Source organism: Amycolatopsis sp. TRM77291 (assembly GCF_054166285.1).
In genome coordinates, this window is sequence record NZ_JBSZHF010000001.1 from 8,103,229 (window position 1) to 8,124,892 (window position 21,664).

The 21,664-nt window shown below is 68.7% G+C and carries 21 protein-coding genes; 9 read left to right on the forward strand and 12 right to left on the reverse strand.

The window, feature by feature from the left end; translation table 11 throughout:
* Positions 1-3: 3 nt before the first annotated feature.
* From ACXIZN_RS38010 to ACXIZN_RS38045, 8 genes are all read right to left on the reverse strand, one after another.
* Positions 4-1,548, reverse strand: a complete 1,545-nt coding sequence (locus ACXIZN_RS38010; RefSeq protein ID WP_457959643.1) for a hypothetical protein — start codon at positions 1,546-1,548, stop codon at positions 4-6.
* Between the two features lie 111 nt (positions 1,549-1,659).
* Positions 1,660-2,253, reverse strand: coding sequence for a GTP-binding protein (locus ACXIZN_RS38015; RefSeq protein ID WP_126730503.1), 594 nt, complete (start codon positions 2,251-2,253; stop codon positions 1,660-1,662).
* Positions 2,231-2,611 carry a DUF742 domain-containing protein gene (locus ACXIZN_RS38020; protein WP_034308529.1) on the reverse strand — a complete coding sequence of 127 codons (381 nt, stop codon included), beginning with the start codon at positions 2,609-2,611 and terminating at the stop codon, positions 2,231-2,233. Before ACXIZN_RS38020 ends, ACXIZN_RS38015 begins: the two co-directional genes overlap by 23 nt.
* 20 nt (positions 2,612-2,631) lie before the next feature.
* Complete coding sequence (locus ACXIZN_RS38025; RefSeq protein ID WP_005156032.1) at positions 2,632-3,057, reverse strand: roadblock/LC7 domain-containing protein; 426 nt, start codon at positions 3,055-3,057, stop codon at positions 2,632-2,634.
* On the reverse strand, positions 3,054-5,675 hold the full coding sequence (locus tag ACXIZN_RS38030) for a nitrate- and nitrite sensing domain-containing protein (RefSeq protein ID WP_457959644.1): 2,622 nt from the start codon (positions 5,673-5,675) through the stop codon (positions 3,054-3,056). The genes ACXIZN_RS38025 and ACXIZN_RS38030 overlap by 4 nt, the downstream gene beginning before the upstream one ends.
* A gap of 2 nt (positions 5,676-5,677) precedes the next feature.
* Positions 5,678-6,466, reverse strand: a complete 789-nt coding sequence (locus tag ACXIZN_RS38035) for an ABC transporter ATP-binding protein (RefSeq protein ID WP_457959645.1) — start codon at positions 6,464-6,466, stop codon at positions 5,678-5,680.
* On the reverse strand, positions 6,463-7,416 hold the full coding sequence (locus tag ACXIZN_RS38040; protein ID WP_457959646.1) for an ABC transporter permease: 954 nt from the start codon (positions 7,414-7,416) through the stop codon (positions 6,463-6,465). Before ACXIZN_RS38040 ends, ACXIZN_RS38035 begins: the two co-directional genes overlap by 4 nt.
* The gene (locus tag ACXIZN_RS38045) at positions 7,413-8,417 is read right to left on the reverse strand and encodes an ABC transporter substrate-binding protein (protein ID WP_457959647.1); all 1,005 of its coding nucleotides are present in this window, start codon (positions 8,415-8,417) and stop codon (positions 7,413-7,415) included. The genes ACXIZN_RS38040 and ACXIZN_RS38045 overlap by 4 nt, the downstream gene beginning before the upstream one ends.
* A 377-nt stretch (positions 8,418-8,794) precedes the next feature.
* Between ACXIZN_RS38045 and ACXIZN_RS38050 the strand changes: the two genes are divergently transcribed.
* From ACXIZN_RS38050 to ACXIZN_RS38070, 5 genes are all read left to right on the forward strand, one after another.
* Positions 8,795-9,166: a hypothetical protein gene (locus ACXIZN_RS38050; RefSeq protein ID WP_457959648.1), complete on the forward strand. Its 372-nt coding sequence runs from the start codon at positions 8,795-8,797 to the stop codon at positions 9,164-9,166.
* Between the two features lie 501 nt (positions 9,167-9,667).
* Positions 9,668-10,354 carry a pyridoxamine 5'-phosphate oxidase gene (gene pdxH, locus ACXIZN_RS38055; RefSeq protein WP_457959649.1) on the forward strand — a complete coding sequence of 229 codons (687 nt, stop codon included), beginning with the start codon at positions 9,668-9,670 and terminating at the stop codon, positions 10,352-10,354.
* Between the two features lie 193 nt (positions 10,355-10,547).
* Positions 10,548-11,831, forward strand: a complete 1,284-nt coding sequence (locus ACXIZN_RS38060; protein WP_457959650.1) for an MFS transporter — start codon at positions 10,548-10,550, stop codon at positions 11,829-11,831.
* 24 nt (positions 11,832-11,855) lie between these two features.
* The gene (locus tag ACXIZN_RS38065) at positions 11,856-12,443 is read left to right on the forward strand and encodes a DUF3558 family protein (protein WP_457959651.1); all 588 of its coding nucleotides are present in this window, start codon (positions 11,856-11,858) and stop codon (positions 12,441-12,443) included.
* Positions 12,444-12,538: 95 nt separating this feature from the next.
* On the forward strand, positions 12,539-13,924 hold the full coding sequence (locus ACXIZN_RS38070) for an APC family permease (RefSeq protein WP_457959652.1): 1,386 nt from the start codon (positions 12,539-12,541) through the stop codon (positions 13,922-13,924).
* Between the two features lie 318 nt (positions 13,925-14,242).
* On the opposite strand, the gene ACXIZN_RS38075 is transcribed toward ACXIZN_RS38070, so the two are convergent.
* The 3 genes from ACXIZN_RS38075 to ACXIZN_RS38085 are packed head-to-tail and all read right to left on the reverse strand — an operon-like array spanning position 14,243 to position 16,460.
* Complete coding sequence (locus ACXIZN_RS38075) at positions 14,243-15,070, reverse strand: MBL fold metallo-hydrolase (RefSeq protein WP_457959653.1); 828 nt, start codon at positions 15,068-15,070, stop codon at positions 14,243-14,245.
* Positions 15,067-15,897 (reverse strand): MBL fold metallo-hydrolase, encoded by an 831-nt coding sequence (locus tag ACXIZN_RS38080; protein ID WP_457959654.1) that lies wholly within the window; start codon positions 15,895-15,897, stop codon positions 15,067-15,069. Before ACXIZN_RS38080 ends, ACXIZN_RS38075 begins: the two co-directional genes overlap by 4 nt.
* Positions 15,897-16,460: a TetR/AcrR family transcriptional regulator gene (locus ACXIZN_RS38085; protein ID WP_457959655.1), complete on the reverse strand. Its 564-nt coding sequence runs from the start codon at positions 16,458-16,460 to the stop codon at positions 15,897-15,899. The genes ACXIZN_RS38080 and ACXIZN_RS38085 overlap by 1 nt, the downstream gene beginning before the upstream one ends.
* 215 nt (positions 16,461-16,675) lie before the next feature.
* Here ACXIZN_RS38085 and ACXIZN_RS38090 point away from each other — a divergent pair, with 215 nt between their 5' ends.
* Entirely contained in the window at positions 16,676-17,461 is a 786-nt protein-coding gene (locus tag ACXIZN_RS38090; RefSeq protein ID WP_457959656.1) for an aminoglycoside adenylyltransferase domain-containing protein, read from the forward strand.
* Here ACXIZN_RS38090 and ACXIZN_RS38095 read toward each other — a convergent pair.
* Complete coding sequence (locus ACXIZN_RS38095; protein ID WP_457960699.1) at positions 17,438-18,946, reverse strand: fatty acyl-CoA synthetase; 1,509 nt, start codon at positions 18,944-18,946, stop codon at positions 17,438-17,440. The genes ACXIZN_RS38090 and ACXIZN_RS38095 overlap by 24 nt on opposite strands.
* Before the next feature lie 73 nt (positions 18,947-19,019).
* Here ACXIZN_RS38095 and ACXIZN_RS38100 point away from each other — a divergent pair, with 73 nt between their 5' ends.
* From ACXIZN_RS38100 to ACXIZN_RS38110, 3 genes are read left to right on the forward strand one after another with little or no spacing between them, the layout of a single operon-like run.
* Entirely contained in the window at positions 19,020-19,925 is a 906-nt protein-coding gene (locus tag ACXIZN_RS38100; RefSeq protein WP_457959657.1) for an aldose 1-epimerase family protein, read from the forward strand.
* Positions 19,925-20,410, forward strand: a complete 486-nt coding sequence (locus tag ACXIZN_RS38105; protein ID WP_457959658.1) for a GNAT family N-acetyltransferase — start codon at positions 19,925-19,927, stop codon at positions 20,408-20,410. Before ACXIZN_RS38100 ends, ACXIZN_RS38105 begins: the two co-directional genes overlap by 1 nt.
* Positions 20,411-20,421: 11 nt before the next feature.
* On the forward strand, positions 20,422-21,651 hold the full coding sequence (locus tag ACXIZN_RS38110) for an amidohydrolase (RefSeq protein ID WP_126730531.1): 1,230 nt from the start codon (positions 20,422-20,424) through the stop codon (positions 21,649-21,651).
* Positions 21,652-21,664: the final 13 nt, after the last annotated feature.

A 21,664-nucleotide genomic window follows, 5' to 3' on the forward strand; every position in this document is an offset into this window, starting at 1 on the left:
ACGTCAGTTCTGGGCGCCTTCCTTGTCCGGGTCGAGGTCGATCCGGTCCCGCTTTTCACCCTCGGGCTTCTTGCCTGGCTCTTCCTTGGCCCAGTCGCCGAGCGTGCCGATCGACGACTGGAGCCGCTCCTTCTGCTCGGCGTCGGTCTGCGCGTACTTCTCGGCGGCTTCCTTGATGCGGTCGCCCGCGGCCAGGTAACGCGCGGTCGTCTTCTGGAAGAAGGACTCGACGTCGTTCCGTAACTGCTTCAGGGCGGTGTCGGCCTCCGTGGGGACGACCCCGCGACCGACGAGCTGGCCGTCGGCGTAAGAGGTTTTCGCGAGTTCCCCGAGCAAGCCCGAGTAGATCTCGGCCGCTCCGTAGCAGGCCTCGGCGAGCTGCAGCACGACCGTGACGTCCACGGCGAAGCGCTGGGTTCCGTCCGATCCTGGTTTGGGGCCGCCTTTCGCCGGAGGTTGCGTCATGTCGTAGAGCTCGAGATCGATGCGGTCGACCCCGGCGATCTCGCTCTCGATGGCCTTGATGGCGTCGTGGTAGTCCTTCTCGGCCTTGTCCAGGTCGCTGTGGAGTTCACGGACGCCGGTGTCCACATGCGCGAAGAACGCGTCCAGCTGAGGGAACCGCAGGTCCGAGTTGAACGGCCGTGCGGTGATGTTCATCGCGAACTCGAGCAGGATCAGCGCGTTGCCGACGCCGGCCGGAGCCGTGCGGCCCAAGGCGCCGATGACGGTTTTGGCGTACTCCCACTTGTCGCTGACGGCGCTCAGTACCAGCTTCTCCTTGGGAGGTTCCGTCGGAGCGGGGGCGGCTTCGTTGAGCGCGGTGGTGGCCTCGGCGATGAGGTTCAGGATGTTGTTCCTGGCGGCGTGGATGATCGTGGCCCGGCACGAGTAGCTGTTGCCGAGCCACTGCACGAGGAGGTCCTGATGCGTGAGGGTGGGGAGGACCGTCGCGAGGAAACCGTCCTGGAGGCTGTTCGCCGCGAGCCCCATCCAGCCGGTCATCCAAGCCCGGGTGCCCGACTGGTTGTTGCTGCCCGCGAGCAGCGCGACCATGTTGTCCAGGTCGTGGTCGCCCATCGCGTTGCCGACCCGCATCTTCTTCTCGACGGACGAGAAGGCGCTGTAGGCCTCTTCGAGCGACGACAGTTCCGGACCGCCCGCGAGATCCGGGATGCCGGTCGCCAGCTGTTCCCGTTTCCGCCACGCCCAATCCGCGACCTGGGTGAACACGTCGAACGCCCGGCACTCGACGTACTTCGCGTCCCGCACGCTCCAGCCGTCACAGGCCTCCGCCTGCGGCCGGTTCGCCGCGGCGCCGTCATTGACCGCCCACTGGACGATCGGACAGGTCGTCAGATGGCCCCACGAGTCGGTCGGGGGCTGCCAACGAGCTGGCTCCGGTGCCCCGGGGAACTGGCTCGAACCACCCCTCAGCAACTGGCCGGCGTCGTGCAGCCAGCGCTTCTCCAGCGTCTGCCAATAGCCGTTGAGCGCGGCCGTGAGCGTCGCCGAATACTCGCTTCCGCTCATGTAGTCGCCGGACATCGCATCCACCCCGTTTCGCATTCCCGCGGCCGGATCGGCGGGAATGCGATCGAGGATAACAGGATAGTGTGACGTTCAGGGGCCAGTTGTCACTTCTTGTGCGCGATCGGGTCAAGACGCCGCCGACGCCCGCCGGAAGGTGTTGTGCAGCACGGCGAGCAGCGCGTCACGGACCGAAAGCCGTTGCCTCGCGTCGAAGGTGATCAGCGGGACGTCCTCGCCGACGGCGAGGGCCCAGCGCACGTCTTCGAGGTCGTGCTTCAGCGAACCGTCGAAGACGTTCACCCCGACCACGAACGGCAACCCGGCCTTCTCGAAGTAGTCGACGGCCGGATAGCAGTCGTCGAGCCGCCGGGTGTCCACGATGACGAGCGCGCCGAGCGCGCCCAGCACCAGGTCGTGCCACATGAACCCGAACCGGTCCTGCCCCGGCGTGCCGAAGAGGTACAGCTTCACCTCTTCGTCGATGGTGATGCAGCCGAAGTCCAGCGCCACCGTGGTGGTGGTCTTCGACGGCACCTCCCCGCCGGAGCCGTCCACGGCCGCTCCCGCCGAGGTCATGGCGGCCTCGGTGGTCAGCGGTTTGATCTCGGAGATCGCGCCGACGGTGGTCGTCTTACCGACCCCGAACCCGCCCGCGATGACGATCTTGACCGGTGTCGGCGGCTTGGCGGGCGCCGGTTCAGCGAATTGCTTCGAGTCCACGAATGACCCTTTCGATCATGCCGAGGTCCTGGGTGAAGGCACCGGCCGGGCGACGGAGCACGACGTAGCCGAGTGCGGCGAGATCCGCCACGAGCACCCTGGCCACGCCGATGTGCAGGCCGAGCATCGCCGCCACTTCGGCGACGGATTTCGTTTCCCGGCAAAGGGAAACGATCTCCCGCCGTTCGAAGGTCAGCCTCGCGTGCGACGCCGCGCCCAGCCTGCTCGTGAGCACTTGAGCCTCGATTTCGAGCGTGCCGTCCACCGGCTGCGCGCGGCCGGCGGTGAGCAGATACGGGCGTAGCGGCGAGATGCCCTGTTCGGCGCCCCTCGGCTGAGGTACCTGGTCGTCGCTCATTCCCTTGTCCCCTCGTCAGTTCAGCTGCCGACGCTCTTCTTGAGTTCCTCGATCAGCGCGGGGGTGAGCACCTCGGTCGCGCGGTTGGCGAACATCGCCATCTCGTAGGCGATGGTGCCGAGGCTGGCCTGTTTGGTGGCGAGCACGCCGAGCGAACATCCGATGCTGATCGTGCAGACCAGCAGATAGCCCTGCTCCAGCTCGATGATGATCTTGTCGGGTGAACCGAGCGGGTGGCTCTCGGAGACGCCGTGCGCGAGGCCGAGCATCGCCGAGCAGATCGCGGCCAGCCGGTCGGCGTTGGCCCGCTCCAGCTCGGACGACATCGCGATCAGCAGGCCGTCGGCCGAGACGGCGATCGCGCCCATCGCGCTCGCCGTGTTCTGCGCGAAGCGCGTCACCAACCAGTTGAAGTTCCGGGCTTCGACGCTGACTCCGGTCGTCATCTCTTGCTCTTCTCTCTCTGTTGCATCTCCGGGTTGACGGCTTTCTCCAACCCGTCACTGAAGGCGTCGAACGCGGCACGCTCGGCCTCGGGGTCACGCATGCCCTTGGGCTTGGTGGTGTTCAGCGCCGCCCGCGCGGTCTGGTGCCGCGCGGCCGGACCTTTCGCGAGCCCTGGCGCCAGCTGCGCGCCGGGGACCCGCCTGGTGAGACCGCCCCGCGAGGCGGCGGGCACTGGCGTCGGGGTGGGCATCGGCGCCGGGACGGCCGCCGGCGGCGCGGTGGCCTTCGCCAGCCCGGCCTCGAAGCCGTCGAAGGCCGCCTTGGCCGCTTCTGGATCATGCCTGGACTTCTGCCGCGAAGGCGCTTCGGGGGCGCCGGGAAGCTGTGCGCCCTTGACCCGGCGTCGCAGCCCGCCGCGGGTCTCGCCAGGATCGGCGGCGGTGAGCGTCGGCGCGGGTGCCTGGTACACGGGCGCCGGTTCGGGCGCCGGCGGCGGCAGTGGCACCGGAGCCGGTTCCGCGATCTCCCCGTCGGTCTTGCGGAACCAGCGGAAATCCCTCGGCCGCTGGCCGTCGCGCGGGATCATCCCGGCGATCGCCAGCGTCGGCGGCTCGCTCGGAGCCGCCTCCTGCGCCGGACGGGACAGCGGTTCGGGTTCCTCACTCGGTTCCGCCGTCGGCCACACCGGCGGCGCGGGGACGGACTTCGGCGTGGGCGGCCGGTACGTCAGCAGGGTCGGCGGGATGGTGATCCGCGCGGTGACCCCGGCTCCCGGCTCGGTCTCGGTGAGTTCGACCTTGAGCCCGTGCCGCCGCGCGAGCCGCCCGACCACGAACAGCCCGAGCACACTGGTCGGCGCCAGTTCGAGCCGCTCGCGTTCGACCAGCCGCCGGTTCTCCTCGGCGAGCCGTTCCGCGGTCATGCCGATGCCCTGGTCCACGATCACGATCAGGCAGGAGCCGTCGGGCAGGATCTTCGTCCCGACGTCCACAAAGGACTCCGGCGGGGAGAACGACGTCGCGTTCTCCAGCAACTCGGCGAAGATCAGCACCAGATCGGAGCCGAACGGCGACGACAGCAGGACGTCGCCCATCGAACCCAGCCGCACCCGCTGGTAGTCCTCGATCTCCGCGAGCGCCGAACGCAGCGCCGTCGACAGCTCGATCGGGCCGGAAATCCTTGCCTCGTCGCGGTTCCCCGACACGACGAGCAGGTTGTCCGCGTTCCGGCGAAGGCGGGTGGAGAGGTGGTCGAGCCGGTAGAGGCTGGCCAGCAGTGCGACGTCCTGCTCGTTGCGCTCCAGTTCGTCGACCAGCGCCAGCTGCCTGCCCACCAGGTTCTGCGTGCGCTTCGCGACGTTGGCGAACATGAGGCCGACGTTGCGCCGCGTGACGGCCTGCCGTTCCACCAGTTCGGCCGCGGTGGCCTGCACCCGGTTGAACGCCTCGGCCAGCTTGCCGAGTTCGTCCTGTGAGGACACGTCGATGGTGGCGAGCCGCGGCGCGAGTTCTTCGGCCTGCTCGGTGTCGGTGACGCGGACCAGTTCGGTGCTCGCGAGGTCGGCGACCGAGGTCGCCGCCGTGGTCAGCTTCCGCAGCGGATCCGCGATCGACCGGCTGACCGCGATCGCGAGCCCGCCGACCAGCAGGAACAGCACACCGGCGCCGATACCGATCGTCCACGCCAGGTTCTGCGCCGCGTCGGCTCGCGCGGTCGCGGCGTCGGTGATGCCGGTGGTGACCGCGTCCTGGGCGAGGCGCCGCTGGTTCGACTGCGCGTCGACGGCGCCGAGGATGTCCGGCAGCAGGCTCTGCACGGCCTGCGGGCCACGGGCCTCCGCGAGCCTGGCCTCCAGCGCGTCGACCCGGCGGCCGGACTCGCCCTGCTCCACCGCGACGACCTGCGTGGCCTGGGCGACGTCGGCCTGCTGCACGAACCGTTCGAGGAACAGCGACGACTGCTGTTTCGCGTCGGCCAGCACCGGCGCGCCCGATTCGGGGGTGACCAGCACGATGATCAACGCCATCCCGCGCAACGAGTTCTCCTCGTTCGCGCGCAGCAGCGCGTCGAGCGCGGTCAGCTGCTGGGTGCCCGCCGCGTCACTGGTCTGCTGCGGGACCAGGCGGAGCGAGTTGATGACCGCGTCGATCACCGCGTGATAGGTCCGCGCCACGCTGTCGAGTGAGGCGCCGCGCCGGAGCGCGTTCTCCCGGATCTCGTTCAGCGATCCGATGCGCACCAGCGCCGCCGCGAGTTCTTCCGGCGCGTCGGCGCTCAGCTGCGAACTCACCTGGTTCACCGCGTCCGCGACGACGGCCTGCTGTTTCAGCATCGCCGCACTGCTCGCCGACGACGACGCGATGTAGTGCGCCGTCAGCAGCCGTTCGCGCTGCAGTTCCCAGGCGAGCGTGCCGAGCGCGCGGGCCTGCGACGCGACGTCGGCGGTGGTGCGCGCGGACCGGGCGTCGTCGATCTCCCCGGCGACGTAAGGCACCGACACCAGGACCACGGCGGTCAGCGGCAGCATCAGGAGCAGGTTGAGCTTGCCCCGGATACCGAGTCTGCCGAGCAATCCGGACCACGGCCCGCGTTCGGGCCGGGTCTTCCCGTGCCTCATGGTCACCTTTCTCCCCGGCTCCGCCCGAGGTGTCCGCGGTGCTGTTCCCGGACGAGGTCTTCGATGGACGCGCGCAGCGCGACGAACTCCGGCGCGCGTTTGACCGCGAGGTCGCGTTCCGCGGGCAGGCCGACCTCGATGTCGGCGGCCACCCGGCCCGGATCCGAGGCCAGCACCACGACGCGACGGCCGAGGAACACGGCCTCTTCGACGTCGTGGGTCACCATCAGCACGGTGGTGTGCGTGTCGGTCCAGATCCGGCGGATCAGGACCTGCATGTCCTCTTTGGTCTGGACGTCCAGCGCCCCGAAGGGCTCGTCCAGCAGCAGCACGTCGGGCTCGCACGCCAGCGCCCGCGCGATCGCGACCCGCTGCTTCTGCCCGCCGGAAAGCTGTTTGGGCAACGACTTCCGCAGGTGACCGAGGCCGGTCTCGTCGAGATACCAGTCGATGCGGCGCGCTCGCTCGGCCTTGTCGATGCCCAGCAGTTCGAGTCCGAACGCGACATTGGCCTCCACCGTGCGCCACGGGTACAGCGCGCCGTGCTGGAACACCAGTCCGCGGTCCGGGCCCGGTCCGGTCACGGCGTCACCGTCGAGGGTGATCAGGCCTTCGGTCGGTTCGGTCAGCCCCGCGATCAGCGACAGCAGGGTCGATTTGCCGGACCCGCTGGCGCCGACCACGCAGACGAAGTCGCCGCGCGTGATGTCGAGATCGATCCCGTCGAGCGCGCGGGTGGTCTTGCCTCGGACCGTGTAGTCCTTGGCGACCGCCTTCAGCTGCAGCGTCATGCCGCCCACTTCCCGACCCGGGCCCGCAGGAGCCGCAAGGCGATGTCGATGACCAGCCCGAGCAGGCCGATCACGATCAGCAGCGCGAAGATCCGGTCGGTCTGGGTGAACCGCTGCGCGCGCATGATCCGCAGGCCGAGCCCGGCGGTGGCGTTGATCAGTTCGGCGACCACCACGAAGTTCCACGCGGCCGCCGCGTTGACGCGGGTCGCGTCGATCATGCCGGGCAGCGCGTGCGGGACGATCACCTTGCGCAGGACCTCCCCGCGCCGCGCGCCGAGCGTGTACGACACGTCGAGCAGCGAACGCGGCACCCCGCGGACGGCGTCGGCGATCATCAGCGTGTTGAAGAAGACCGTGCCGAGGAACAGGACCGCGACCTTCGACGGTTCGCCGAGGCCGAGCCAGATCATCAGCAGCGGGATGAACGCGCTCGCCGGCAGGTAGCGCAGCATCGCGATGACCGGCTCGAACAGCGCCAGCCCCGCGTCGAACGTCCCCATCACGATGCCGAGCGGCACCGAGACGAGGATCGCGAGCCCGAAGCCGAGCAGCACCCGCTGCGTGGTGGCCCAGAGATCGCTGAACAGTTCGCCCGACTCGATCATCTTCAGCAACGCGTCGAACACCGCGACCGGCGTCGGGAGGAACATCGGCTTGATCGTGCCCAGCGCGTTCAGCGTCACCCAGATCAGCAGCGGGATCACGAACGAGGCCACCGCCAGCGTCCACCGCCAGCGCGCGGGGATCGGTGTCCGGAGCGAGAACAGCGGGGAGGCGTTCGGCTTCAGGCCCGCCCGGCGGGGCAGCGGCGACCAGTCCGGTCGCGTGCCGCGCCGCTCCTCCTGCGCCTCGGCGAGCCGCTGCTCGTCTTCGAGGCGGCGCGCTTCGGCCTCGTCGTCGGCGTCCGTCCGCTGAGCGGCCCGCCCCGACGCGTCCGTGGCGCTCACTTCACCGCCTTCACGTACTGGTCGTCGAACAGCCCGTCGAAGTTCGGCCTGCTCTGGGCGAGGCCGTTGGAGACGATGAAGTCGGCGATCTTGCCCGCCTGGAAGTTGAGGTGGGCGGGAGTGACGCCAGGGGTGAACGCGTCGAGGTTCTGCTGCTTGGTGAAGATCGTGGTGCCCGCGTCGTAGGTCTTGTACTCGTCGGTCGACACCGCGCCGCGTTTGGCCATGATCTTCACGGCCTCGTCCCGGTTCTGCTTGATCCAGTCGATGGTCTCGAACCAGGTGTTCACCAGCGCCTGGACCTCCTTCTTGCGCTCCTTCGACATCTGCTCGGAGACGACCAGGTGGTCGGGGATGGCGCCGGGGAACTCGGCGGACGTCGCGATCGCGCGGCTGCCCGGGCGCTCGAGTGCCTTCGTGGTGAAGGGCGCGAAGGCGGCGACGGCGTCGACCTGCTCGCCGACGAACGCGGCCGCGGCGGCGTCGGTCAGCAGCGGGACCAGCTCGATGTCCTTCTCGGTCAGCTTCGCCTCCTGCAGCGCGAGCAGCAGCAGGTAGTGGTCGACGGTGCCCTGCTCGACGGCGACCTTCTTGCCCTTGAGGTCGGCGACACTGGTGATCCCCTGGCGGGCGATGACCTTGTCGTTGCCGGTCGAGTTGTCGTTGACCAGCACGACCGACAGCTTCGCGCCACCGCTGACCGACGCGAGCGTGTCGTTCAGGGTCTGGCTGTTCGCGTCGATCGCGCCGGAGGAGAGGGCGTTGATGCTCTCGGTGTAGCTGTCGAACCACTTCAGGTCGACGTTCACGCCGTTCTTCTCGAAGAGGCCCTTCTCTTGGGCCACCGCCCACGGGAACCAGCCCGGCCAGGCGCTGTAACCGATCGTGACCTTGGTGCCGGAGGCGGCCGTGCTGTCGGAACAAGCCGAAAGGGCGGTCACGCCTGCCAGCGAAAAGACGCACAACAACGCCGTCACGAGACGGCGGGAACGGGAAATCACAACGCACTCCTGGGGAAGGGGAGTAACTCGGGCGTGGAAAGTTCCGGCTGTTCGAGCGCAGGACTGATCGACCGGTGTCGAACTCCCTCGCGGAAGCCCGGCCGGTAATGGCGATGGCGCGGCCGCACACCCGGCCGTCCCATCAAAACCTCTGAACACTCTGGATAGAGGTGATCACCCCGTTGCTCTCGGCGGCGATCCTATCGAGTGGCGCAAGGTCTACCTAGTGTGATCGTCGGCTCTTGCACGATTCGCTGTCACATTCTGCTAAATCCGGCCGTTCGCCCCAAAGGGCGGACTCTCACCTGGTGGGCAACCCGGTGCCCGGCGGCGTACGTCCATCGGGTGGCGGGTGAAAATTCCGGAGGGAGCAGAGGATGAAATTTCGTGCGGCCGCGGCGTGCGTCGCGGGGGTGGCGATCTTGTCCACCTTGGCCGGTGCTGGGCAGGCGAACGCGACCAGACCGTCGAGCCTCGTCTTGAGCCCGAACTCCGTCGTCGCAGGTGGGACGGTCACCGCGGATATCTATTGCCTGCGCCCGTCGGGGGCGGGCGGGCTCGCGACGACCCTCGTCGCGGACGGTCTCGCCGCGCCGATCCCCTTGCGGGTGGTGGGGGACGGCGGCACCGGCGGCATCGGTGTCGCGTTGCGCGGCGACGGTCCGGCCGGGACGGTGCCGGGGCGGTACACGGCGTCGTACGACTGCTGGGGCTGGATCGTCCGGGCGGAGTTCACTGTCACGAACTGACAGCGCGACGGCCGGTTTCGGAGGCGAATTGCCACCCGGAGCCGGCCTTCGCCGGCACATCTCACGGAGATGTTCCGGGCGGTAATTTCTGTCAATCGACAGAATTGGCCGGGAGGGGCGCGGGTGCCGCTGTGAAAACCGGAAGAATTGTTCGCGGAGTTCCGAAATATCGACGAAACAAAAGCGGAAAGGATGGCCGTAAATTCCTTGCCGACCCGGTCTGTCCAGGCGCTTTCCGTATTTTGTGAAGCCGGGCGCGATTCCGCGGGCGACCGGAAAGGGCCGGAACAAAGCGCCGGGCGGACCGACCTTCGGCCTTGATCGATCAGGTCCCGCCAGGTGACGAGCAGGTGACGGCTTGCGGTCCAGCGGCTACACACAGATGATCGGGCAGGGGTGGCGGGTGTCACCGTTCAGTGGGTTTCGCCGCCGCCGTCTAGGCAATACCGTCGGCGGCAAAGCCGAAGTCATGGGCCCCGATCGGGTACGGAGGTTTGGCGGATGATGCCGGAGATCAAAGAGGGCGCTGCCGAGAACGGCGACGCCGTCGTTCGCCTGCCCGGGATGAGGGTGGCCTACGAAGGGGCCGCCTTCGAAGAGTCCGCACTGGCGGAGACATGGACCGCCCAGCTGCAGGACTGGCTGAACCAGGCCGTCTCCGCCGGGATCCCCGAGCCGAACGCGATGGTGCTCGCCACCGCCGACCCGGAGGGCAGGCCGTCCTCCCGGACCGTGCTGTGCAAGGGCCTCGACGAGCGCGGTGTCGTCTTCTACACGAACTACACCTCGACCAAGAGCCACGACCTCACCGCGACGCGCTACGCGTCGATCACCTTCCCGTGGTACGCCCTGCAGCGTCAGGTCCACGTGCGCGGCGAGGTGGAGAAGGTCAACGTCGCCGAGACCGCCGAGTACTGGGCGTCCCGCCCGCGGGGTTCGCAGCTCGGGGCCTGGGCGTCGCCGCAGTCCCGCGTCGTCGACGGCCGCCGCGCCCTCGAGAACGCGCTCCACGGCATCGAGCGCCGGTTCGCCGACGTCGAGAACATCCCGTTCCCGCCGCACTGGGGCGGGTGGCGAATCCGGCCCGACGTCGTCGAGTTCTGGCAGGGCCGCGAGGACCGCATGCACGACCGGCTCCGCTACGTCCGCACGGACGACGGCTGGCAGATCGAGCGCGTCGCGCCCTGATCCCACGCGCGTGAAGGCCCCCTTCCCTCGGCCCAGCCGAGGGAAGGGGGCCTTCACGCGCGGCCGGTGACATAAATCGCGCGCGGTTGGTTAGTTAGCGCGGCTAAGCTGTCTGGTTGTGAGTGACGACGTGGGCGGCCGGTGACATAAATCGCGCGCGGTTGGTTAGTTAGCGCGGCTAAGCTGTCTGGTTGTGAGTGACGACGTGGGGGTTGACCAGCGCAAAGGTGTCCGCAAGCTGTTCGGCTCGATCGTCGTCGACACCCGGCCGCTCAAGATCCCCGCGTTCCGCCGTCTCTGGCTGTCGACCGCCGTCACCGCCGTCGGCAGCCAGCTCACCGCCGTCGCGGTCCCCAAACAGGTCTTCGACCTCACCGGCTCGTCGGCGTACGTCGGCCTGACCGGCCTGGTCGCGCTGGTCCCGTTGCTCGTCTTCGGTCTCTGGGGCGGCGCCATCGCGGACGCCGTCGATCGCCGCAAGCTCCTGCTCGTCACCAACGTCGGGGTCACCGTCACCTCGGCGGTCCTGTGGCTCCAGGCGTTCCTGAACATCGGCTCGGTCTGGCTCGTACTGGGCCTGCTCGCGGTCAACCAGGCGTTCTTCGCGATCAACATGCCGACCCGCGGCGCCGTCGTCGCCCGGCTGGTCCCCGACAACCTGATCGCGCCCGCGACCGCGCTGAGCAGCACGATGTCCACCTTCGGCGCGGTCTTCGGCCCGCTGCTCGCCGGTTCGCTGATCCCGATCCTCGGCCTCTCGACGCTCTATCTGATCGACGTCATCGCACTGACCTTGACCCTCATCGCGGTCTACAAACTCCCTCCGATCCCGCCGCTCGGCGAGATCGCGCGGCGGGCCGGCCTCCGCGACATCATCGACGGCTTCAAATACCTGGCGACACAGAAGATCCTGCTGGCGTCGTTCCTCGTCGACATCATCGCGATGGTCGCGGGCATGCCGCGCGCGCTGATCCCGGAGATGGCCGAACGCACCTTCGGCGACCCGCCCGGCGGCGGCCCGGCGCTGGGCTGGCTGTACGCCGCGCTCCCCGCCGGCGCGATGCTGATCGGCCTCTTTTCCGGCTGGCTGACCAGGATCCGCAAACAAGGTGTGGGCGTGATCGTCTCGATCTGCGTCTGGGGCGCCGCCGTCGCCGGTTTCGGGCTCGCGAACTCGCTGTGGCTCGCGGTGTTCTTCATGGCGCTCGCCGGGGCCGCCGACATGGTCAGCGCGATCTACCGCATGTCCATCCTGCAGCTCGCCACCACCGACGAGATGCGCGGACGGCTGCAGGGCGTGTTCACCGTCGTCGTCGCGGGCGGCCCGCGGATCGCCGACCTCACCCACGGCTGGGCCGCCGCCGGCGTCGGCACGGCCGCCGCGGCCTCCGGCGGTGGAGTGCTGGTCATCGTGCTCGTCATCGGCGCGGCGCTGCTCATCCCGTCGTTCTGGCGGTACCGGGCCCCGGCAGGCTAGGCCGTTCGGTCTATCGTCGGACCCATGCGTATTTCACGGGCGATCATCCTGTTCGCCGCTGTCATCGCGACCCTTTCCGCCTGTTCGTCCGGGGACGAGAAGACGGACAACGCGGCCAAGCCGTCGAGCCAGGCCCCCGCTCCTTCCGCCGCGCCGAGTTCCTCGCCCGCGCCCGCCGGTGGCGCCGGTTCGAAGGAGCCGTGCGCGCTGCTGCCCGCCGAGGCCGTGGGCAAGGCGGTCTCGATCCAGGGCGTGACGTCGGCGCCGGGTCCGGTGCAGGACAACGCCGCCAACGGAGGCAAAGCGAAGAGCTGCGTCTACTCGGCCGCCGGCAAGCAGATCGGCGCGCTCGCGGTGACCCGCTTCGAGGGCAAGAAACTCAAGCCCGCCGAGATGGTCGCGTCGCTGAAGAAGGCCAAGGCGAACGCGAAGGACGTCACCGGTGTCGGCGAAGGCGCCATCTACTACAACACCGACGAGAACAAGACCGCGACGCTGGCGGCGGCCGAACTCGTGGACGGCGTGCCGGTCCTGGTCAACTACACCGGGCCGGTCAAGATGACGCAGGAGATGATGCTCCCGCTGGTGAAGACCGCGGTCGACGCCGACTGAGCGGATTACCCAACGGCGGGCTTCGTCAACCCGTGACGAAGAACTGACCAAACCGGACTGTCGGCCCCAGACGTGATACGGCACACTCTTGCCGCATGGCGGACACGACGACAACAGAACAGACCGGTCCGGCCGGTCAACCGAGCCTCAAGCGGGTGATGGGTTCCAAACTCCTGCTGTTCTTCGTGGTGGGGGACATCATCGGGACGGGCGTCTACGCGCTCACCGGGCAGGTGGCGGGCCGGGTGGGCGGCGCGCTGTGGCTTCCGTTCCTGATCGCGTTCGTGGTCGCGATCATGACCGCGTTCAGCTACCTGGAACTGGTCGGCAAGTACCCGCAGGCGGCGGGGGCGGCGCTCTACACGCACAAGGCGTTCAAGCTCCGCTTCCTCACCTTCATGGTGGCGTTCGCGGTGATGTGCTCGGGGATCACGTCGGCCTCGTCGGCGGCGAAGGCCTTCGGTGACACCTACCTCAAGGAATTCATCACGGCGCCGATGCCGCTGGTGGCGATCCTGTTCGTGATCGGGCTCGCGCTGATCAACTTCCGCGGGGTCTCCGAATCGGTGAAGACCAACGTGGTGCTGACCTGCATCGAGATCGGCGGTCTGCTGATCATCATCGGGGTCGGCGTGTGGGCGGTGCTCAACGGCAACGGGGACGCGTCGCGGCTGGTCGAGTTCGACACCGAGAACCAGACGATGCTGGTGGCGATCACCTCGGCGACGTCGCTGGCGTTCTTCGCGATGGTCGGTTTCGAGGACTCGGTGAACATGGCCGAGGAGTGCAAGGACCCGATCCGGATCTTCCCGAAGGCGATGCTGTGGGGCATGGTCATCGCCGCGACCATCTACATCCTGGTCTCCGTGACCTCATCGCTGCTGGTGCCCGCCGATGAACTGGAGGCCGCAAAGAGCAGCGCGCTGCTGAAGGTGCTCGACGTCGGGGCCCCCGGGTTCCCGCGCGAGATCTTCTCCGCGATCGGTCTCTTCGCGGTCGTCAACTCGGCGCTGATCAACATGCTGATGGCCAGCCGGCTGCTCTACGGCATGGCGAACCAGCGGATCATCCCGAAGCAGCTGGGCACCGTGCACCCGTTCCGCCGCAGCCCGTGGGTGGCGATCGTGTTCACCAGCCTGATCGCGATCGGCCTCGTGTCCTTTGTGGACATCAGCGTGCTCGGCGGTACGACGGCGTTGCTGCTGCTGGCGGTGTTCGCCATCGTCAACGTCGCGGTCCTGGTGCTGCGCAAGGAGAAGGCGGCGCACAAGCATTTCCGGGCACCGACGATCATCCCGGTGCTGGCCGCGATCTTCTGCCTCTACCTGGTGACGCCGCTGTCCGGACGGCCCGCGCGCGACTACAAGGTCGCCGCGATCCTGCTCGGCGTCGGCATCGTGCTCTGGGGGATCAACTGGCTCGTCATGCGGGCCACGCACAAGGAAGAGGACCGGCAGCCCGTCGAGCCGCCGGTCGGCTGACCCCGATCGGGCGGTTTCGTTTGTCGTGAAGGGGACTTTCGCCGCATCGGATGCGGGGAAAGTCCCCTTCACACTTGGCGCCGCCGCCTCACCGGACTAGAGCGCCGGTGTCGCGAAAGCCACTTTCGGGACATCAGACGTCGCGAAAGTGGCTTTCGCGACATGCTCACCAGGCCTCGTGAGTGGCTAGGACGATTCCAACTGTCCTGACCACTCACGAGGGCTTGGTGCGGCGGCTGCTCCGCACCAGAGTCATGTCCTTCNTTCGGGACATCAGACGTCGCGAAAGTGGCTTTCGCGACACGTCACCGAACTCGATCAGCCCCGGCTGAGCGCCTGGTACTCCACCGGGCTGTGGGCCGAGAACACGGTGACCTCGTCGGTGTGTTCCCGGCTCAGCTCCCGCAGCCGCTCGACGTTCTCCAGCCGCGGTTTGCGCAGGGTCTGCACCATGTTCTGGAACGCGGTCATCCCCGGCGGGCAGTGCGGCTTCACCGGATCCATCTGGCCGTGGAAGAAGTACGCGTCGCCGGCGTGCAGCAGCCAGCCGTCGCCGGTGTCGACGGCCACCCCGGTGTGCCCCTTGGTGTGCCCCGCGAGCGGCACCAGCAGGATCTCCGGCGGCAGGCCCTTCAGCTCGCGGACGGCCTGGAAGCCGAACCAGTCGTCCCCGGCCTCGTCGTACATGCTCCACAGTGGACGGTGGGCGAACTGGTTGGCGCGGAACCGCAGCTTCTCGCTCTGGTTGGCCGGTGATGTCGCCGCGTCGTGCTCCGCGGTGCGGACGTGCACGACGGCGTTCGGGAAGTCGGCGAGCCCGCCCGCGTGGTCGACGTCGAGGTGGGTGCAGATGATGTGCCGGACGTCTTCGAGCTGGTGGCCCAGCGCCTCGACGTGGTGCGCCGCGGTCTCCGTCTCGACCGGCTTGGCGCCGACCATGAGCGTGAACGGCGTGCCGAGCCAGGCGCCGGGATTCTCGACGCCCTTGCGGCCGAAGCCGGTGTCCACCAGCACGAGCCCGTCGCCGGTCTCGATGAGCAGGCAGTGCGCCACCAGTTCCGAGCGGCGTAGCAGGCCGGGCTGGCCGTCGAGCAGCTTCCCGCCCGGTGCGCGCATCGTGCCGCAGTTCAGGTGGTGCACCTTCATAGCCTGCTCCTCTGGCTGAGCCGTTCGAATGCGGTGGCGTCGTGCGCGGCGAAGACCGTCACCTCGGCACCGTTGTCACTGACAAGTTCGCGCAGCCGGCGCTGGTTGTCCAGTCGTGCGGTCTTCTCCGTCTGCATGTACGACTCGAAGAAGCCCAAGGCCAGAGGGATGTGCGGCTTTCGCTCCAGCTCGCCGCCGTGGAAGACGGCGTCACCGGCGTTGAGGAGCCAGCCGTCGCCGGTGTCGACCGCGACGCCGGCGTGCCCGCGGGTGTGCCCGGCGAGCGGGATGATCAGCACGTCCGGGACCCCTTCGAGCTCGCGGACGGCGTCGAAACCGAACCACGGCTCGCCGTCGGCGCGGTACGACCTCCACAGTGGACCGTGGCTGAACTGGACCTTCCGGTAGCGGCTCGCCTCCTTGCGGTCGATCGGCTTCTCCAGTGCCTGGAGTTCGCGATCGTGGACGTGGACCCGCGCCTGGGGGAAGTCGACGAGCCCGCCCGCGTGGTCGAGGTCGAGGTGGGTGAGCACGATGTCGCGCACGTCGGCCGGGTCGAAGCCGAGCTTGCGGATCTGGGTGGTGGCGCTCAGGTCGTCGTCGCTGTCGGGGTGCACCAGCCGGACGAAACCGGCGCCGAGCCATTCGGCCGGGCGGGTGACCGTCGGCGTTCCGACACCGGTCTCGACGAGCACGAGCCCGGTGTCGGTCTCCAGCAGGAGGCAGTGGCAGATCAGCTCGGCGCGGCGGAACAGGCCGGGCCTGCCGTCGACGAGCTTGCCGCCGACCGGACGCATGGTTCCGCAGTTCAGGTGATGGACGCGCATCAGGACAGCTCCCGTTCGAGGGTGGTACGGAGGTGAGGGGCGATCGCGCGCAGCGGCGCGGTGTCGTGCAACGTCTTGGCCAGCAGCAGACCGCCCTCGATGGCGGCGAGGACGACCGTGGCCAGGTGATCCGCCTTGTCGGTGTCGAGCGCTTCGGCGATGACGGTGTGCCAGGAGGTGTAGCCGTCGGCGCAGGCCTGGCGGATCACCTCGCTGTCACCCGACGCGTCGAGCGCGACCGTCGCGAGCGGGCAGCCGCGCTGGAAATCCGACTCCTCCAGCGAAGTCGCCAGCGCGTCGACCACGTTCTCGATACCGGTGACGATGTCGGGCGCGTTCGCGGCGATCGTGCGCAGCTGGTCGCAGAGCCGGTCGGCGGACTGGCGGATGGCCTCGGCGGCCAGCTGCTCCTTGCCGCCGGGGAAGTGGAAGTAGAGCGAGCCCTTGGGCGCGCCGACGGCGGTGACGAGCTGGTTGAGCCCGGTGGCGTGATAACCCTGCTGGTGGAAGAGCTCGGCGGCGGAATCGAGCATGCGCTGCCGGGTGTCGGTGCGACGGACCATGCGGCCGACTGTAGCCCAAACTATGACGACCGGTCTAGTAAGCTCGGGTGCGCCAACTCGGATCTCGCGTGATCAGGCACGTAACTCGCGTGATCAGACGCGGCACTCATGAGTTCGCCGTCCGAACACGCGAGTTACGCCTCCAATCACGTGAGTTACGTGCCTGATCACGCGAGTCGCGCCTTGCGCTCACGAAGCCAGGTAACGTCCGGCCCGTGTACACGCCCTACGCCGAACTCGACCAAGTCCTCACCGACCTGGTCGCGTCAGCCCGCGAGATCCTCGGTGACACGTACGTCGGCGCGTACGTCCAAGGCTCCTTCGCGCTCGGCGCCGGCGACCTCCACAGCGACTGCGACTTCATCATCGCGACCACAGAACCGCCCAGCGGCACGATCGAAGCGGGTCTCCGCGTGCTCCACGACGAACTCCCCGCCAGAGAAGGCTTCTGGTGCAAGGAAATCGAGGGCTCGTACGCGGACACAGCGTCGCTGAAAACCAGCCAGGGCCTCGGCACGCCGTGGCTGTACTGCGACCACGGAAATCGCGTCCTGATCTGGGACACCCACTGCAACAGCCTCCACACGCGCTGGATCCTGCGTCACAAAGGCATCGTGCTCGACGGTCCGCCGATCGCGAGCCTGGTCGACGAACCGCCTCCGGAGCTGATGCGTGCGGCGATGCGCGAAGAGTTGCACGGCCTGGTCGACGGCGTCCGCGTGTGGGCGCCCTTCGACATCGCGTGGACCCAGCGCTACATCGTGTCGACTTGTTGCCGCGTGCTCTACACGCTGCGCACGGCCGAGGTCGAGTCGAAGCGCGGCGCGCTCCTTTGGGCGCGTGAGAACCTCGATCCGCGCTGGCGGCCGTTGCTCACGCAGGTGCTTCAGGACCGCGAACTCGGCTGGGATCCGGAGGATCCGCCGCGTCCGGGCAGCCTCGAAGCGGCCTGCGAGTTCGCCGCGTACGCCGAAACCCTAGACACCGATCGCGGACGCTGAACCGCCGAACTGTTGCCGCAGCTCGCGTTTGAGCAGTTTCCCGGACGCGTTCTTCGGCAGTTCGCCGACGAAATGCACCGACTTCGGCACCTTGTGCGCCGCCAGCGACTTCTTGGCGAACTCGATCAGTTCCGCTTCCTCGACGGGTTCCTTCACCACGACCATCGCGGCGATCGCTTCGATCCAGCGCTCGTGCGGCAGGCCGACGACGGCGACCTCGGCGACGGCGGGATGCGCGTACAGCGCGTCCTCCACCTCGCGTGAAGCGACCAGGACGCCACCGGTGTTGACGACGTCCTTGATCCGGTCGACGACGAACAGATAACCCTCTTCGTCCTGCCGCACCAGGTCGCCGGAGTGGAACCAGCCGCCCGCGAAAGCCTCCACCGACTCCTCGGGCTTGCCCCAGTAACCGGTGCACAGCTGGGGAGAGCGGTACACGACCTCGCCGAGTTCGCCCGGCGGGAGGTCGTTCATCTCGGCGTCCACCACCCGCGTCTCGACGAAGAGGACCGGCCGCCCGACGGAATCCGGCCGCGCGTCGTGCTCTTCCGGCCGCAGCACTGTCGCGAGTGGACCGATCTCCGACTGGCCGAAGCAGTTGTAGAAACCGACTCCTTCGAGCCGCGCGCGCAGCGCGTTCAACACCGGCACGGGCATGATCGACGCGCCGTAGTAGGCCTTGGTGAGACAGCTCAGATCCGCGTCCGCGAGACCGGGATGGTTCGCGAGCCCGACCCAGACGGTCGGCGGGAAGAACAGCGAAGTGATGCCCTGACGCGGAATCCGCGCGAGGATGTCGCCGAGATCGGGCGCCTCGACGAGGTGGTTCGTCGCGCCGACGGCCAGCCCGGGCATGAGGAACACGTGCATCTGCGCCGAGTGGTACAGCGGCAGCGCGTGCAGCGGTACGTCACGATCGCTCAGGTCGAGCGCCGCGATACAGGACGAGTACTCGTGCACCAGCGCGCGGTGGGTGAGCATCGCGCCCTTCGGCCGCGAGGTCGTGCCGGACGTGTAGAGCAGCTGGACGAGGTCGTCGTCGGCGACCCCGGACTCGTCGTGCGGGGCGACGGCCTCGTCCAGCGCCCACTCCAGAACGTCCAGTGTGGACACCTGATCGACATCGACGTACCCGGCCAGCGAGGGGTCGACGAAGGCGACGGCCGGTTCGGACTGCGTGAGCAGGTACTCGAGTTCTTCACCGCGCGCGTTGAAGTTCACCGGCACGTGCACCAGCCCGGCGCGGGCGCAACCGAGGTACAGCAACAGGTACGCGTCGGAGTTCTTGCCGAAGGCCGCGACGCGGTCACCGTGGGCGAGCCCGCGGCCGAGCAGTTTCGCCGCCACCCGGCCCGCGGCGCGGTCCAGCTCCGCGTACGTCCACACGCGATCGGCGAACGTGAGGGCGACCCGGTCCGGGACGCGGCGCGCGCTGCGTTCCAGGACGCGGCCGACGGTGCTGGGGTAGCCGGGAACGGTCATCGCGGCGGTCTCCTTCGTCCGGGCGTGGCGCTCCCACACTACTTCGGACAAGGCCGCCGGTAACCTCGTCGGCATGGCCAATCCCACCGGAGAGCAGTTCGAGATCACCCGCGGCAACGCGCGCGCCGTCGTCACCGAGATCGGTGCCGGGCTGCGCGCGTTCGAGGTCGGCGGAGTGCCCTACGTCGAGGCGTTCGCCGAGGACGAGAAGCCGCCGAAGGGCGCCGGGCAGGTGCTGCTGCCCTGGCCGAACCGCACCAAGGGCGGCCAGTGGGTGTACCAGGGTGAGAAGCAGCAGCTCCCGATCACCGAGGAGGCGCGCGGCAACGCGATCCACGGCCTGACCCGGCACGAGGAGTGGGAGCTCCTCGAACACGCGGAGTCGTCGATCACGCTGGCCATCGACGTCCCGGCGCAGGAGGGCTGGCCGGTGCCGCTGCGCGCGACCATCACCTACGAGATCTCGCCGCGCGAGCTGGTCGTGACGCACGAGATCCGCAACGAGGGCGAGAGCCCGATCGGCGTCGGGCTCGGCACGCACCCCTACTTCCGCATCGGCGACGTGCCCACCGACGAGCTGACGCTGACGCTGCCCGCGAGCCGGGTCCGCCCGTATCTCGGCGACGAGCAGATGCCGTACGCCGACGAGCAGGACGTCGAGGGGACCGAATACGACTTCCGGTCCGGCAAGGTGCTCGAAGGCGTCGACCTCGACACGGCGTTCGGGGGGCTGAGCGTCGCCGAGGACGGCAACCACCACCACGTCCTCTCGCACGGGGAGCAGGAGCTGCTGGTCTGGGCCGGGCCGGACTTCCGCTGGGCGCAGGTGTTCACGCCGGGCGACCTGGTCGGCCGCGGACGGGCGGTGGCGATCGAGCCGATGACCTGCCCCGCCGACGCGCTCAACACCGGCACCGACCTGATCGACCTGGAGCCCGCGTCGTCGTGGACCGGGAGCTGGGGAATCCGGGTGCGCTGATGGAGGCACCTCTCCGGCTGGGCCCCGCCGACGCGGGTGAGGTGCTCACGCTGCAGCGCGCGGCGTACGTCCCGGAGGCAAGGGAGCACGAGAACCTCGACCTCCCGCCGCTGCTGGAGACCTTCGAGCAGGCCAAGGAGGCCCTGGGCGATCCCGCGTGTTTCGCCTGGGGCATCAGGGAATCCGGACGGCTGGTGGCAAGCGTCCGGATCGTCGTGGACGGCGAGGCCGGTCTCGTCGGCAGACTCATCGTGGCCCCGGACAGGCAGGGACACGGCCTCGGCAGCTCGTTGCTGCTCGCCGCCGAGGCGGCCGCGCCGCCCTCGGTGACCGTGTTCCGCCTGTTCACCGGGGAGCGGAGCGCGGGCCCGCTGCGGATGTACCGGAAGCTCGGCTACGTCGAAACGCACCGCACGCCCGAGGCGCACTACGAACTGGTCCATTTCGAAAAGCCCCGCGTGCGGACCGGTGGCCCAGTTCGTTAGCGTGTCAAAGTATGTCTGACAAAGCACAGGTCAAGGCCATCGTCGGTGGTTACGTCGTCCCGGTCGACGGTGATCCCATCGACGGCGGCACGGTCCTCATCGAGAACGGGAAGATCGCCGCGGTCGGCACGGACGCCGACGTCGACGTCCCCGACGACGCCGAACTGATCGACGCCGCGGGCAGCTGGGTGCTGCCCGGGTTCATCGACGCGCACGCCCACCTCGGCGTTCACGAGGACGGCGAAGGCTGGTCCGGGAACGACACCAACGAGATGACCGACCCCAACGGCGCGCGGTTCCGCGCGATCGACGGGATCGACCCGTACGAGCCCGGCTTCGACGACGCGCTCGCGGGCGGCGTCACCAGCGTCGTCATCAAACCCGGCTCCGGGAACCCCATCGGCGGGCAGACGATCGGCGTCAAGACCTGGGGCCGGACCGTGCTCGACATGATCTTCGCCGAGGGCGTCAGCGTGAAGAGCGCGCTCGGCGAAAACCCGAAGCGGGTCTATGGCGAGAAGAAGCAGACGCCGTCGACCAGGCTCGGCGTCGCGTCGACCATCCGCGACGCGTTCACCGCCGCGCGCAACTACGCCGCCCAGCGCGAGCACGCCGCCGGTGAGGGCAAGCCGTTCGACGTCGACCTGACCAAGGAGACGCTGGCCAAGGTCCTCGACGGCGAGCTGTACTGGGACCAGCACGTCCACCGCGCCGACGACATGGTGACCGCGATCCGGCTGGCCGACGAGTTCGGCTACAAGCTGGTGATCAACCACGGCACCGAAGGGCACCTGATCGCGGACCTGCTCGCCGAGCGGGACGTGCCGGTGATCCTCGGCCCGCTGTTCACCACGAAGTCCAAAGTGGAGCTGCGCAACCGCACCCTGCGCGCGCCCGGCATCCTCGCCAGGGCGGGCGTGCGGATCGCGATCACCACGGACCACCCCGTCGTGCCGATCAACTTCCTGGTGTACCAGGCCGCGCTGTCGGTGAAGGACGGTCTCGACCCGGAGACGGCGCTGAAGGCGCTGACCGTCAACCCCGCCGCGATGCTGGACCTCGACGACCAGGTCGGCTCGCTGAAGCCCGGCCTCGACGCCGACGTGGTCATCTGGTCGGGTGACCCGCTGGACGTGATGAACCGGGCCATGCGCGTGTTCGTACGCGGGCGCGAGGTCTACCACTTCGACGAGGCGACCGGCGTCGGCGTCACCGAGGAGCGGCGCTACCGCGAAGGCTGACCCCGGCCTTGTC

What these genes read in the sequence shown, in the direction of transcription:
- ACXIZN_RS38025 (WP_005156032.1), bottom strand. Translation starts at nt 3,057, where the DNA reads ATGACGACCGGAGTCAGCGTCGAAGCCCGGAACTTCAACTGGTTGGTG.
- ACXIZN_RS38030 (WP_457959644.1), bottom strand. Translation starts at nt 5,675, where the DNA reads ATGAGGCACGGGAAGACCCGGCCCGAACGCGGGCCGTGGTCCGGATTG.
- ACXIZN_RS38010 (WP_457959643.1), bottom strand. Translation starts at nt 1,548, where the DNA reads ATGTCCGGCGACTACATGAGCGGAAGCGAGTATTCGGCGACGCTCACG.
- ACXIZN_RS38105 (WP_457959658.1), top strand. Translation starts at nt 19,925, where the DNA reads ATGGAGGCACCTCTCCGGCTGGGCCCCGCCGACGCGGGTGAGGTGCTC.
- ACXIZN_RS38070 (WP_457959652.1), top strand. Translation starts at nt 12,539, where the DNA reads ATGGCGGACACGACGACAACAGAACAGACCGGTCCGGCCGGTCAACCG.
- ACXIZN_RS38065 (WP_457959651.1), top strand. Translation starts at nt 11,856, where the DNA reads ATGCGTATTTCACGGGCGATCATCCTGTTCGCCGCTGTCATCGCGACC.
- ACXIZN_RS38110 (WP_126730531.1), top strand. Translation starts at nt 20,422, where the DNA reads ATGTCTGACAAAGCACAGGTCAAGGCCATCGTCGGTGGTTACGTCGTC.
- ACXIZN_RS38095 (WP_457960699.1), bottom strand. Translation starts at nt 18,946, where the DNA reads ATGACCGTTCCCGGCTACCCCAGCACCGTCGGCCGCGTCCTGGAACGC.
- ACXIZN_RS38050 (WP_457959648.1), top strand. Translation starts at nt 8,795, where the DNA reads ATGAAATTTCGTGCGGCCGCGGCGTGCGTCGCGGGGGTGGCGATCTTG.
- ACXIZN_RS38020 (WP_034308529.1), bottom strand. Translation starts at nt 2,611, where the DNA reads ATGAGCGACGACCAGGTACCTCAGCCGAGGGGCGCCGAACAGGGCATC.
- pdxH (WP_457959649.1), top strand. Translation starts at nt 9,668, where the DNA reads ATGATGCCGGAGATCAAAGAGGGCGCTGCCGAGAACGGCGACGCCGTC.
- ACXIZN_RS38100 (WP_457959657.1), top strand. Translation starts at nt 19,020, where the DNA reads ATGGCCAATCCCACCGGAGAGCAGTTCGAGATCACCCGCGGCAACGCG.
- ACXIZN_RS38035 (WP_457959645.1), bottom strand. Translation starts at nt 6,466, where the DNA reads ATGACGCTGCAGCTGAAGGCGGTCGCCAAGGACTACACGGTCCGAGGC.
- ACXIZN_RS38075 (WP_457959653.1), bottom strand. Translation starts at nt 15,070, where the DNA reads ATGAAGGTGCACCACCTGAACTGCGGCACGATGCGCGCACCGGGCGGG.
- ACXIZN_RS38080 (WP_457959654.1), bottom strand. Translation starts at nt 15,897, where the DNA reads ATGCGCGTCCATCACCTGAACTGCGGAACCATGCGTCCGGTCGGCGGC.
- ACXIZN_RS38085 (WP_457959655.1), bottom strand. Translation starts at nt 16,460, where the DNA reads ATGGTCCGTCGCACCGACACCCGGCAGCGCATGCTCGATTCCGCCGCC.